A 13,598-nucleotide genomic window follows, 5' to 3' on the forward strand; every position below is an offset into this window, starting at 1 on the left:
CGATCATCAATTTTCCATTGGCTTTATCTTGCCTGCAAAACTTATTTCACTTGGTAAAGCGTGTCTCCCACGGCATTCATTAATCGGGATAGCTGTGCTTCGGTACTGTTAAACATCGGTCCAAACTGGAGGGTATCGCCGCCAAAACGCACATAAAAACCTGCTTTCCATAATCGCATTCCTGTTTCAAAACCACGAATTGTCGCATCGCCATCCCGAGGGGCTAATTGCAAGGCACCGATCAATCCACAATTACGAATATCAACAATGTGAGGTGCGCCTTTTAACTCATGAATAAGTTTTTCAAAACTTGGCGCTAAAAGCGCAGACTGAGTAATTAAATTTTCTTTTTCAAGTACATTCAATGTTGCTAATGCTGCTGCACATGCCACTGGGTGAGCTGAATAGGTATAACCGTGAGTAAATTCAACTGCATGATCTGGTAGATCCTGCTGCATAAAAGCATCATAGATTTCACGGCTCGCCACCACACCACCTAAAGGAATTGCGCCATTGGTGACTTGTTTAGCAAAAGTCAGTAGATCTGGGCTTACTCCAAAATATTCTGATGCAGTCCATTTTCCTATACGCCCAAAACCTGTAATAACTTCATCGAAAATCAGTAAAATATCATGTTGATCACAGATCTCTCTTAGGCGTTGTAAATATCCTGTCGGCGGCACAATACAACCTGCCGAGCCAGACACAGGTTCTACAATGACTGCTGCGATATTGGAAGCATCATGTAATTCAATCAGCTTGAGCATTTCATCTGCCAGCTCAATACCTCCAGTTTCTGCGCAGCCTTTGGTAAAACTTAAATGAGCTTGTAAAGTGTGAGGTAAATGGTCAACATCCATCAATTGCCCAAACATTTTTCGGTTGCCACCAATCCCACCCAAACTGGTACCTGCTACGTTTACGCCATGATAACCACGTGCTCGACCAATCAATTTGGTTTTACTTGGCTTACCTTGAATTCGCCAATACGCACGTGCCATTTTGATTGCGGTATCTGCCGACTCTGAACCTGAATCAGTAAAGAAAACATGTTGTAGTTTTTCAGGCATGTGCTGGATAATTTTTTCAGCCAACTGAAAAGCCAGAGGATGACCAAACTGAAACGCAGGTGAATAATCCAGTTTTGCCAACTGCTGACTGACTGCCTGTTGAATTTCAGTTCTGGTATGCCCTGCACCGCAGGTCCATAAACCTGACAATGAGTCATAAATTTCACGCCCTTGACTGTCTATTAAATACGATCCCTGTGCGCCAACGATCATACGGGGGTCTTGATGAAAATTACGATTTGCAGAAAATGGCATCCAGTACGCTTGATAGTTTAAATTCATCTGCGTATTGGAATGGCTTGCTTCCGCTGTATAGTCACGGTCAGTTGCTGTATCTATATCGAACATAATCACTCTTCTTGTTTTAGGGTTATGTCTTGAGTGTACAAAGTGATATAGTTTTGATAAATTCAAATTATCTTGAGTTTAGATATAAAAAAGCAAAACTAAATGAAACCGAAGAAATTAAACCAAGTGACTGATTTTGATATAAAGTTGCTTAAAATTTTTAAAACAGTATGTGACTGTCACAGCTTTACTGCTGCCGAAAGTATACTGGGCATTAGCCGATCTGCGATTAGTTTACATATGAGTGATCTTGAAAATCGTTTAGGTATTCGACTTTGCCAACGAGGACGAGCGGGCTTTGCACTCACCGATGAAGGGCGCGAGGTTTTACAGTATATTGAAATGTTGACTGCCTCGATTGAAGACTTTCGTGCCAAAATCAATCAAATGCACAATCAATTAAAAGGTGAATTTAACATTGGCATTATTAACAATCTGGTCACCATGCAAAGTGTTTATATCACCAAATCTTTAGCACAGCTTGCTGAAGAAAATTCTGAAGTGGTGATCAATATCAGTATGAGTACATTGTCTGATATCGAATGTCGTGTTCTAGATAATCGTTTACACGCTGGTGCCATTCCTTTAGTGACTCCACTCTCCGGATTGGATTATTTTCATTTATATCAGGAAAATTCATTTTTATATTGTGGGGAAAACCATCCTTTATTCGACTACCCAGGTAAAATCAACCAAAAAGATCTCAAGCAATGGAATACCGTACTTCCAAACTACGCCATCAGCAATGAAGCAATGAAGTTACATCAATTATTAAACTGTTCTGCGACAGCAAGTGACCGAGAAGGAATCGCCTTTCTTATTCTGACTGGTAAATTCATCGGATTTTTACCTGATCATTATGCAAGAAAATGGGTCGTAGAAGGCTTTATGAAGCCGATTATGCAAAATGTTATGCACTATAGTACACCTATATGCCTAATTACACATAAAGGGAAAAATTATAATATTATTTTAAAAACTTTTATGGATATTTTAAAAAGAACAGTACCAACTATTCAATGATGTCAATTTTAACGAATATATTAAAAAAAGCTTCAAATATAATCTAATAAAAAATCAAACTATATTTAAAGCTATAAATAATATAAAATAAACGTGATGCAATTAACATAATTTCTATTTAGTAATAATCTACAACCAATATTTTATGCAGATGACTTTCTAAATCTTCTATATTGAGGTGAACCATGCTGTTGCCTTTCGTCTCAATCAAGCTATTAAAGTTAAGACTATCAACGTTTGCTTTGTTTTTAATCGCTTCCACAGTGTTATCAATCATTTTACAATTTGAATTATTTGAATCTTTCTCGCAGGTAAATTCTACAATATTCCCGTAAAACCTAATCTCCTCAGCAGATGCATTTAAACTTAAAATCGATATATTAAATGTTATTAATAAAAAGGCTAATTTTTTAATTAACTCCATCTCAATCCCCTTTAAAGAAATGGTGTAGTTAATTAATTACATAACCTCATTATTAATACAAGATTATCCAGTGGATAAATAAAAAAATAGTTGAAGAAAAATATGATTTACTTCAATTAATCATATTCAATTGTGACGGTTGCCATAGCTCGGACTTTTCCAGGCATCACTTTCGTTGCCGTTTGATAGTAACGCGCAGTCATTGGAAAATTATATTGAATATTGTCATTTGACTTTAAAGTACCCAATTCCAGTTTGTCATTTTTAGCGATGACACGATTTGCATTTTTATACTTTGACACCAATTGCACACCAACGCCTGATGCACTGGTTCCTGAGGAATTGGTATTAGCAAGTACATTTTGCATACTGCTACTCTCAGCAGGATAATCAAAACTCAAACTGATTTTGTTGCTTTCTTCATAACCCGTTGGGTTTTTACCACCATTACATAAAATGTTTAAATCGAAAGGCTGTTCACCTTGTGTAGAACCTACACCTTTAAAATCACCCTTGTTGACAGTTGGAAGCGTGACTGTTTTATTAATATTGCCCATGATTTCACATGATGATGAAGCAATGGTAATCGCATTTCCATAAACAGTGCTGGTCAAAAAAGGCTGGTTTGGATAACCCGTCACATTATAGCGACTATACTGACCTGGAACGAGGGCACCTGATCCTGTTGAAGGTGCTGTCTTGACAATTTCAACAACAAAATAGCCTGGAGATAAGCGATAAGTCGTATTTCTGTTTAATGATCTAGTATACGGATAATAGCCTGAAAAGTTTGAATTATCTGCGGCTTCACGATATAACCTGATGCCAATGCCTTCAATATTGGTACTATATATTGAATTGCCTGATGGGCTGATAGGATAATTCTGCATAAGCACTGCTTCGATTACCCCTGCACCATAATCACAATAATAGGTTGATCCATTTGATGAAATAGGAAATGTCGCTTTACGTAAAATGGTGCCTACAGCATCACTCGGTCGAACAACAACCCGCCCAACTGTCATACTGACATCTTGTGGCGTAAATCCTCGTTGAGGTGCGCATGTTGCATAAGCTCCAGAACTGACAGTTCCTGCTAAAAGCAAAAGAATAGGATTTAAAACTTTATAGTTCATTGACACACACCTTCCGCCATGATCATGTTTTGCTTTTTGTCTGCTGCTTGCGCTGAAACATCATACTGAATCCGACATTGCTCATTGGCATTTTCGCCCCATTTAACTGTCACAGTATCTGCTGTAGTGTTGGTTCTCAAGTAAACCATACTGCCCTGCGCAACCATACCAACGTTTTCACCTTTTGTATCAAATACTTCTGCTGCAAAAGGCAGAGTGTCACCATTTTCTTTCATACTGTGGATATAAATTGCCTTACCCAGTTTCGTCACAAAGCTGACTTGAGAAATTGAACCAGCATATGGCGCAATTCGCTGACTAGAGCCATCTAACTCAACATCTGCCGACATACCCTGAGGGTCAAGCGTAATATCATTTAAACGGTATGGCGTGACATATGGAATAACCGCATAACCCGATTTATTGATGCTTAAACCCGTTGCATTATTAACTTTTGCTCCAGCTGCTTCTGGTGCATAGACCAAGACCATGGTTTGTCCCTGATCAGGTCCAAACAATACGCCTTTAGGATGAGCAACAATATTCCCTCGTGCAGTCAGCATCGCTTGTTCATAGCCATCTGCGACACTGTAAGAACCACCTACAGTCGCATAATTGGTACGATACTGTGCATTGAGATTTGCACTTGGATTATCGCCATAACGTGTCGACACAGATGTACCATAGTTAAAACGATCACCTACGACACCACTCACACCCACTGTCGCGTTATCTTGCGTCATGATCGAGTTTAAGTTCGCTGAACTTTTCTTAAATGATAATGGTAATGATAAAGTCAGCATGTACTCTGTATCATTATTGGTCACTTTAGTCGCTTTGTTTTCTATATTACGATTAATTGCTGACAAACCATAGGTCAAGCCACGATAGCTATTGCTATATCCGACCTGGTACTGACGTGTAGTTTCTTGACGATTCCAATAATCTACCCATGAGCCTGTCACGTACATGTTCCCCCAACCTTCTGGAAGTCCTTGATTCAGGGTAATCTGAAATTCGCTTCGCTGTTTACCGACATGCGCAGAACTAATACCTTTTTTATCCAAATCCTGTACTAATATTGCATCACGTAATTTATAGAAGTTTTCTGTAGAGTAACGATAAGCCGCCAAAGTTAAATTGGTATCTGTCGGCGTAATCAATTTACTATAACTGATTCGGAAACTTTGCCCACTTTCACTTTTACGGCGCTCAAAATCAGCTTGAGAATGTGTCACATCAAGTGCAACGGCACCAATCGGTGTAGCAAATGCACTCCCCAATGTCACAGCTGAATAGTCTTCAGAGAACTGCACACCACCATATGCTGTAATTGAGTTGTTAATACCGCGTTGATATTTACCTTGCACGATAAAAGGATCAAGGTTGATATCTTTATCACGGAACTGCCCCATAGACACAGAATAACGGCTCATACCTGGACGTAGCATTTGTACAACAGAAGCGTAAGGAATCGAATAACGCTGAATTTCACCATTGGCTTCTAAAATAGAAACCTCAAGCTCACCACCAAAACCTGTAGGATAAAGGTCATTGATTTCGAAACTACCTGGTGCAACAGTCGTTTGATAAATAAGTTGACCTTGTTGACGCACTTCGACTTTGGCATTGGTTTTTGCATTGCCGCGAATACGTGGCGCATAACCAATCATGCTATTTGGCAGCATACGGTCATCACTGGAGAAATCGACACCCCGATAGCCGAACGAGTCAAATATTTCACCATCAGTGAAGCTTTCACCTAAGGTCAACACACCCCGGTATTGAGGGAATGCACGTTGAACATAAGTGCTGATCGCGTCGTAACTTGATTTAGAGGCATGATCAACCGTCGTTCGATCTTGCCACTGCCATTGGCCGTTGTGACGAAATTGCCAACCTGCTAAATTTGCTCCCGCTGTTACAGAAGTAAAGGCATTGGTGGTTTCTTCACCACCCTGCAATTTATTAAAAGTTTTGTATGCACTGGCATTGTAAGAAAGAAAAGCAGCATTAATGCCACGATCCCAAACACTTGGATCAACATAGCCTTGTGCATTTTTTTGCATCGCTACTTGTGGAATAGAGATATCGACTCGCAAACGTGAAGTATCAAACTCATAAAATGAATCTTCTACCCACTGTTCAATTTTCTGACATCCTGCTGGATAAGTGCTTTCGCCTTTTTTTAATACTTCTGCTTTAACGCCATATTCTAAAAGTTGGTTTGAGTTAAAGCAGGTATAGGCGTTTTGATTATTTTCAGTGGCTTTAAACACCATGCGGTGCTTGCCAAACCAATTTCCATTGACATAAATATCGACATTGTAATCGCCAGGTAAAACAGGATTACCATATTTAAAACGATTCACATCAATCTTTTTAGCATCGCCAATTAAAAAAGCCGAATCAAATTCTGCTTCAGTAGCAGTCGGAGACTGTTCTGTCCCGTCTAAGTCAGTTTCAGTTGCATTAACTAGAGCTGGAATGCTAAGTGTAATCACGCCACAAGCCACATAATAACGAATATGTCGCTTGATCCACTTATAGCTTTGTTCATTTTTTTGCATAAAGAAGTCTGCCTATTGACAAATGAATAGGTTTTTAATTCGCTTACTCTCAGTTCAATGGAATGATTAAAAGTGTTACATCATTATTCAAAGGTGCTTTAAATGACGCATCAAAGTGAAATTTAAAGACTTGCCAACTTAAGGCAATTTAATATTGCGCTCTACACGACCACCGTAATCATTGATTGTGGTAAAAGTCATTTTTGCGATATTTGAACCTTTTAAGTTCACAGTTCCATCAGAAAATGGTTTCAACATTAAACCTTCAGCAAGCAAATCAACACGTTTACCTGACTGATCCTGCATAATCGAAGTCAGAGTAATATGAAATGGCGTCGGGTTTTTGATTGTTAACTGTGTACCATTACTGCTCCATTGCAACTTTTCAGGAGCTAAGGCAGCATCTTCTTTGATTCCGCTTGGACGATAGAAAAACTTAATTCGTGAACGAATCGCAAGTTGTAAAAAATTCTCAGGGACTACATTCTGATCTTTTGCGGAAGGCTTTGGTGGAATATCCAAAATATTCAACCAGAACAGCGTCTCTTGAGTTTTACTTAACTCATTTGCTTTAGGCATACTGCTAATACGTAAAGACTGCCCTTTTTTTGCTTCCACACGTGAAATTGGCGGTGCAATCATAAAAGGTGCTTTTGATTGGTCAGGGGTAGATTTGGCATCCCCCTCATCAATCCATGCTTGAACCAATGCAGGATTATTTCCGTTATTACTCACTTGTAAGGTAATTTCACGCGAATCTGATGGATAAATCACACGTGTACCATGAATAATAATTTCAGCATTTGCTGCACTAAACGGAATTAAAAGTGCAAGTAAACCTTTTTTAAAAAAGGAATGATTCAAGAACATAACGATTATCTCTACCTAAAATAAAGTAAAAGAGCTAAGTGGGCTGACCCACTTTAGCTCTGCACAATTCAATAAAAATTATTGATAGATAATAGTATATTGAACTGAAGTTGTAACTTTACCAGCAGCAGAAGCATCAGTTGCATAATATTCAGCATAATAGTTAAGATCAGCTGAACCCTTATCCGCAACATCTACCCATTGAGAGTTCGTTTGCGCACCAGAAGCACCAGCAGCAAGTACTGGAATAAACTGGTTGTTTGAACCTAAAAGTTGAACTTGAACGTTTTTAGCACCATTCGCAGTTGCGTTTTGGTTGTTTAAACGACCAGTACCAAAGTCAACAGTTGAACCTGGTTCGAAGTAAGTCGCAACTTTACCTTCTGAACAGTTTGCCAGGTTGATAGTGAATGGAGTACGACCAGCAACATCACCTGTTTTAGCAAGTGTTTGCTTAGATACAGTTGGAAGGCTTACGGTAAAGTCTTTACCTTGTGGAGTCACGATGTCACAAGTTTTATCAGTAACTAAACCGTTAATTGTAATTGTACCATCTGCTGCAAAAGCACTAGAAACCCCTAAAACTGCAACTGATGCCGCTAAAAAAATCTTTTTCATACCAAGTGTCCTATACAAACAAAAATGATTAGTGTTGGTCGATGTGTATTATGCATACCTAGATAAAAATGTAAACAATGTCACACTTTTTAAAGAAATGGATACGATTGTATATAATTCATTATCATTTCGAGAATTGAATTTTTTCCTATATTTTTTAGCACCTTAAACAAATCTTAAATTGATATTTTAGTTTTAATTAATTTATTGCTTTTTTGTAACTGAGTTGTAAAAACCATCATTCAAGTAATTTCCACTTTTGGTTTAATTTTGAGTATTCAAATCAATAATCTTAATAAGATATTGATTAATTTAATAAAAAAAATTCGTTTTAAAAAAATGCAGAAATTCCCCAAACGAACAATAAATAAACAAAATCGACATTAATACTCCCATTTCACTATAGTTTGAATGCAACAGTGAGAACAAATATTGGGATATTTAATTACTACAATTTAATATATTAAATAATTCTCTGGGAACTCAGCCAACAATCCAAATAAAATATATTATTTTCAATAACTTAAGTTGAATTCTAGATATAGTTTATTGTTTTCATTCACTATCTGGGCAAAAAATAGAGACATCACAGCCTCTATTTTAATTTCATGTTGTTTTAATGAGCACGAATGAAGGCTAAAAGATCTGGATTGATCACATCAGCATTAATGGTCAGCATGCCGTGAGAATAACCTTTATAGGTTTTTAATATTCCATTTTGAACCAATTTGGCAGAAAGCACGCCTGAATTTTCATAGGGTACAATTTGATCATCATCACCATGCATGACCAAAACTGGCACTGAAATTTTTTTAAGATCTTCAGTAAAGTCGGTTTGGGAAAAAGCTACGATTCCATCATAATGTGCTTTAGCCCCTCCCATCATGCCCTGTCGCCACCAATTCAAAATCACAGGTTCTGATGGTTTTGCATCTGGTCGATTAAATCCATAGAACGGACCTGCGGGTAAATCATAATAGAACTGAGCCCGATTCTTAAATAACTGATTTTGTAAATCATCAAAAACGTCTTTTGCCAAACCATTTGGATTATTTTCTGTTTTTAACATTAATGGTGGTACGGCACTCACCAGTACAGCTTTCGCAACATTTTCCTCCCCGTGTCGTGCGATGTAATGTGCAACTTCACCGCCACCAGTTGAATGCCCAATATGTACGACATTTTTGATTCCCAAATGCTTGACCACTGCTGCAACATCATCGGCATAATGATCCATGTCATGCCCATCCCACACTTGACTTGATCGCCCATGACCACGTCGATCATGCGCAACGACACGAAAACCTTCATTTAAAAAGAATAATAATTGTGTATCCCAGTCATCAGAGCTCAGTGGCCAACCATGATGAAAAAATAGCACTGGAGCATCTTTTGGCCCCCAGTCTTTATAGAAAATTTCCACACCCTCTTCAGTTGTAACGTATGCCATGCTGAATTCTCCTGTTTGAGATTTACATTTCAAATGTTGATCTGTGTTCTAATCAATGACTACCGCTAACATTTCTTGGCAATCCGTTGGATTGCTTGATTAATACTAAGATTAAAGTTAACTTCAAGGTCAACACTTTTAGTTATAGCCTGATAGCAAAAATGTAAATTAAAAAAATGATCATAAGATGTCAGTTTTCAGCTTGATCCTTGATACCCCTTAATTTATTTAAAAAAAATTTGACTTTAGGCCTTTTCGCCGCGTTACAAACCCTAAACAAGCTTTCAAAAGGGCTTATTTCTTTTAATTTCTCAGCTTGACCTTAAAATCCACGTCAAACTTATAGTTATTACATCAAGTCCCCAAGCGATTCTGTTGATCTTACTCAGCCATGCTTACCCTATAAAGGTGAACAAAGATGCATACCAATAAGCAGTTTACTGAAGTTGAATTTGGACAATACAAGGTCAAAGTACCTTTAGAGCCACTACAGGTATTTCCAGACTATGATTTGGCGGCACTGACATATTTTCATTATGATGTTTGTAATGATCCTTATAACGAGGCTTAAGTTGAAATTATTGTACATCAACCTAAAACAGGGGGCTCACATGTAATAGAATTATCGTTAAGAAGAATTTATTTTTCAAAAGATTACTTAAGTAAAATATTTTAATATAAATCAAAATCTTGCGTCAAAATACTCAGCACTTTAAATAGTTCATACTCACCTGTAAATCATGATCTGATTAAGATTTACAGCTGGATTCGATACCTGTGAGGGTTAAATTCACCCAAAGTAAAAGCTTAAGTTGGAGATAGCATTCATATGGAATATAAAAAACTGCCTCAAATAATTCAAGATATTGCACTGTGTTATCCAAGCTTAAAGCACAATTTCTCTAGTGTATTGGGGTATTACTTATCCCAATTTAAACCCTGAGCTGTTGTTCGATGAACTAGAAATAACAGTTGACGATGACAAAATTCTTTATTACACCTTGTTAGATGAATTATTCTAAACTTGATATGATGATGCATGAATAATCATTTTTTTCACTCACCTCCTTTCAGACTGATACTACAATCATCTATGATGAGCTGGCTATTTACATATAGCAGAAGTAAAGATCAAGCTACTCACGCAGAATAAGCAAGCTTAGTTATAAAGGTTATATAATGGTTAAGAAGGCTGATAATCAGATCGTAGATACTGAGATCGCACGCTTATTGCTTAAACAACGAAAGAACAAAGGCTGGACTGTTGCTGAACTGGCACTTTATTCTGGTGTAAGTCAAGCCATGATCAGTAAGGTCGAACGTGGCACTTCCAGTCCAAGTGCAACCATACTCAGTCGCCTAGCTGGTGCTTTGGGTATTACTTTATCTAAACTCTTTGCAGAAGTTGAACAGAGCCAAAATCACCATATACTGCTTTCAAGAAAGTATTTACAACAGTTTTGGACAGATCACCAATTTGGTATTACACGTTGGTCGATTTCACCTGCCGGCGCAGATCCAGAAATGATTAAAATTGAAATTCCACCTCAGGGGAAATTGTCTATTCCTGCTCAAGCTTATGAACACTTGAATGGGCAAACGTTGTGGGTTTTAAGTGGACAGCTTGATCTACAAATTGATACTCAGGCATTTCATTTAGACACAGGTGATTGTATTGGATTAACAGCGCCTGCTGACTGCCATTTACATAATCCTGATGAAAAGATGCCATGTATATATATTGCAACGTTCAGTCAGAAAAAAACCTAGGCTTTTACCTATATTGGTCTATGGTTTTATTATTTTATTTTCGCAAAAATACATCAAAAATCTTCAAGATTTTTTGAACTTAAGGTTAAGTGTAACAAGGGGTACTCTCGACCTTGGCCATCTCGTTCAGATCGTCCAGTAATCTGACATCCCATGTATTGATAGAAGCCAATAGCTTGTTGATTTTGTTCATTCACATCAATGCTTAAATGTGGAAATACCTTTAAAGCATGCGATAACAATAACTTACCAACACCTTGGCCACGCGCTTTGGCATCAATAAACAACGCCTCCATATGACCATCATGTAAAAACATAAATCCTAAAGCATGATCATTGGAATCTACAGCAAGCCAAACGGGGGTTTCAGAAAAAAAATCAATCACTTCTTTTTCAATATCATGACGATCTTGTGCAGACAAGAAATGATGTGTTGCATCAACTGAACTTTGCCAGATTGCAACCACTTGACTGCTTTCATCGGGACGTGACATACGAATTTTTAACATTTTAACTTTTTCTCATCTAATACAGTGCAATGAAATATGTTCATACCCATACAGGTAAGCTTTAAATTTACTATAGTAAATAAAATATCACAATAGTGAATATTCAAGTACGATGATCGGCTTAATCTGAACCATTAGTTTTAGAGCAACGATCCTTGGTTCTATATAGTTTTAAATCATTTTGAATCACTGATTTGTCTATAGCATGTTAAATTGAGCAGCTTCTTGATCACAGGAATCATCGAATAACCTTAATGCTCTCGAATAACAATATTTTCCCTTTATTTTTTGAAGCTTAGATTTGTGAGCTCTTGATTTATAGTCCGATCAGATGATTATTCTAATCATCATTTCAAACTAGGCGATCCATATTCAATCTATTACAATAGCCCTTTTTGAATCAGCGCGTCCTATTTTGAACCATTCCTCTTCCCAATTAAAACGTGGACTTAAAAACCGACATATCCAATTGATCGCGATGGGTGGTGCTGTTGGCACGGGTCTTTTTCTAGGTTCAGCACAAGCCATCCAATCTGCTGGTCCTTCAATTATTTTGGGTTATGCCATTGTGGGTTTGATTGCATTTTTAATTATGCGTCAAATGGGTGAAATGATTGTAGAAGAACCTGTTGCAGGTTCTTTCAGTTATTTTTCGCAAAAATATTGGGGAAACTTTCCTGGCTTTTTATCAGGCTGGAATTATTGGGTGGTCTATATTTTAGTGGCGATGACTGAGCTGACAGCAATTGCCAAATATGTTCACTATTGGTGGCCACATATTCCTGCTTGGGTCTCAACTTTATTTTTCTTCATCGTGGTGACATGCCTAAACCTTGGTAATGTAAAAATTTATGGCGAGTCAGAATTTTGGCTAGCGATTATCAAAGTGACTGCCGTCATTTCAATGATTGTGTTTGGATTATACTTATTGCTTACAGCAGGCTCGGACTCAACAGCAAGTTTCAGTAATTTATGGCAACACGGTGGGTTTTTCCCGCATGGATTCTCAGGGTTGTTCTACATGCTTGCTTTTTTAATGTTTGCCTTCGGTGGCATTGAGTTGATTGGCATGACTGCGGCGGAAGCAGAAAATCCTGAAAGAAGTATCCCTAAAGCCATCAATCAGGTTATTTTTCGGATTTTAGTCTTTTATGTTGCCTCACTTGCTATCATCATGTCATTGATTCCATGGAATCAACTTGATCTAGGTGGTTTGGATAAAAGTCCGTTTGTGATGATTTTTAGTCAATTGGGTATTGACTGGGCAGCACATCTACTGAATTTTATTATTTTAACTGCTGCACTTTCTGTTTATAACAGTGGCATGTATGCCAATAGCCGTATGTTGTATGGCCTTGCTGCTCAAGGAAATGCGCCGAAGATTTTTGCTAAAGTAAGTCAACAAGGCGTACCTGTGCCTGCAGTAGTATTCTCTTCTATGCTTATTTTTGGTTGTGTGTTACTGAACTATTTTATACCTGAAAAGGCTCTAAGCCATTTGATGTATATGGCAGTTGCTGCCTTGGTTTTAAATTGGGCAATCATATGTTTTACCCATTTAAAATTTAAACGTGCCGCGCAATTGGAAGGTATTCAAGTCAAATTTCCTGCCTTATTTTCACCTATCAGTAATTATCTTGTTTTGGCATTCATCGTGATGATTTTATATATCATGTGGACACAAGGCTTTAAAGAGTCCGTTATTTTAATTCCAATCTGGATTTGCTTTATGTATGGATTATTCAAAATAATGACTTGGAATAAATCGAACTAATTTGAAACAGGCTTATGAGGAAAAATAAGCCTGTTT

At 37.6% G+C, this 13,598-nt stretch carries 12 protein-coding genes; 4 read left to right on the forward strand and 8 right to left on the reverse strand.

The features are described 5' to 3' along the window. Nucleotides 1-41 precede the first annotated feature (41 nt). Entirely contained in the window at nt 42-1,424 is a 1,383-nt protein-coding gene (gene aptA, locus OSH00_RS12740) for an omega-aminotransferase AptA (RefSeq protein WP_266130719.1), read from the reverse strand. Nucleotides 1,425-1,520: 96 nt separating this feature from the next. On the opposite strand from aptA, the gene OSH00_RS12745 reads away from it, so the two are divergent. Next, complete coding sequence (locus OSH00_RS12745) at nt 1,521-2,441, forward strand: LysR family transcriptional regulator (protein WP_266130720.1); 921 nt, start codon at nt 1,521-1,523, stop codon at nt 2,439-2,441. A 118-nt stretch (nt 2,442-2,559) separates the two neighbouring features. Here OSH00_RS12745 and OSH00_RS12750 read toward each other — a convergent pair whose 3' ends face one another. The 6 genes from OSH00_RS12750 to OSH00_RS12775 all read right to left on the reverse strand — a co-directional run bounded on the left by OSH00_RS12750 (nt 2,560) and on the right by OSH00_RS12775 (nt 9,509). Beyond that, nucleotides 2,560-2,865: a hypothetical protein gene (locus tag OSH00_RS12750; protein ID WP_266130721.1), complete on the reverse strand. Its 306-nt coding sequence runs from the start codon at nt 2,863-2,865 to the stop codon at nt 2,560-2,562. 116 nt (nt 2,866-2,981) lie between these two features. Next, nucleotides 2,982-4,001: a fimbrial protein gene (locus OSH00_RS12755; RefSeq protein ID WP_266130722.1), complete on the reverse strand. Its 1,020-nt coding sequence runs from the start codon at nt 3,999-4,001 to the stop codon at nt 2,982-2,984. Then, complete coding sequence (locus OSH00_RS12760) at nt 3,998-6,571, reverse strand: fimbria/pilus outer membrane usher protein (RefSeq protein WP_266130723.1); 2,574 nt, start codon at nt 6,569-6,571, stop codon at nt 3,998-4,000. Before OSH00_RS12760 ends, OSH00_RS12755 begins: the two co-directional genes overlap by 4 nt. Nucleotides 6,572-6,709: 138 nt before the next feature. After that, nucleotides 6,710-7,441, reverse strand: a complete 732-nt coding sequence (locus tag OSH00_RS12765; protein ID WP_266130724.1) for a fimbrial biogenesis chaperone — start codon at nt 7,439-7,441, stop codon at nt 6,710-6,712. 78 nt (nt 7,442-7,519) lie between these two features. Beyond that, on the reverse strand, nt 7,520-8,059 hold the full coding sequence (locus OSH00_RS12770) for a fimbrial protein (RefSeq protein ID WP_009584595.1): 540 nt from the start codon (nt 8,057-8,059) through the stop codon (nt 7,520-7,522). A gap of 616 nt (nt 8,060-8,675) precedes the next feature. Then, a complete protein-coding gene (locus OSH00_RS12775) occupies nt 8,676-9,509 on the reverse strand; it encodes an alpha/beta fold hydrolase (protein WP_266130725.1) in 834 nt (277 codons plus the stop codon). Between the two features lie 418 nt (nt 9,510-9,927). On the opposite strand from OSH00_RS12775, the gene OSH00_RS12780 reads away from it, so the two are divergent. After that, on the forward strand, nt 9,928-10,080 hold the full coding sequence (locus OSH00_RS12780) for a hypothetical protein (RefSeq protein ID WP_420909519.1): 153 nt from the start codon (nt 9,928-9,930) through the stop codon (nt 10,078-10,080). A 608-nt stretch (nt 10,081-10,688) separates the two neighbouring features. Next, entirely contained in the window at nt 10,689-11,279 is a 591-nt protein-coding gene (locus tag OSH00_RS12785; RefSeq protein ID WP_266130726.1) for a helix-turn-helix domain-containing protein, read from the forward strand. 53 nt (nt 11,280-11,332) lie between these two features. Here the strand turns inward: OSH00_RS12785 and OSH00_RS12790 are convergent, their stop codons facing one another. Beyond that, complete coding sequence (locus OSH00_RS12790) at nt 11,333-11,788, reverse strand: acetyltransferase (protein ID WP_266130727.1); 456 nt, start codon at nt 11,786-11,788, stop codon at nt 11,333-11,335. Between the two features lie 415 nt (nt 11,789-12,203). Between OSH00_RS12790 and OSH00_RS12795 the strand changes: the two genes are divergently transcribed. Beyond that, a complete protein-coding gene (locus OSH00_RS12795) occupies nt 12,204-13,562 on the forward strand; it encodes an amino acid permease (RefSeq protein WP_266130728.1) in 1,359 nt (452 codons plus the stop codon). Nucleotides 13,563-13,598 lie beyond the last annotated feature (36 nt).

The sequence above is a fragment of the Acinetobacter nematophilus genome, assembly GCF_026344175.1.
GTDB lineage: Bacteria > Pseudomonadota > Gammaproteobacteria > Pseudomonadales > Moraxellaceae > Acinetobacter > Acinetobacter nematophilus.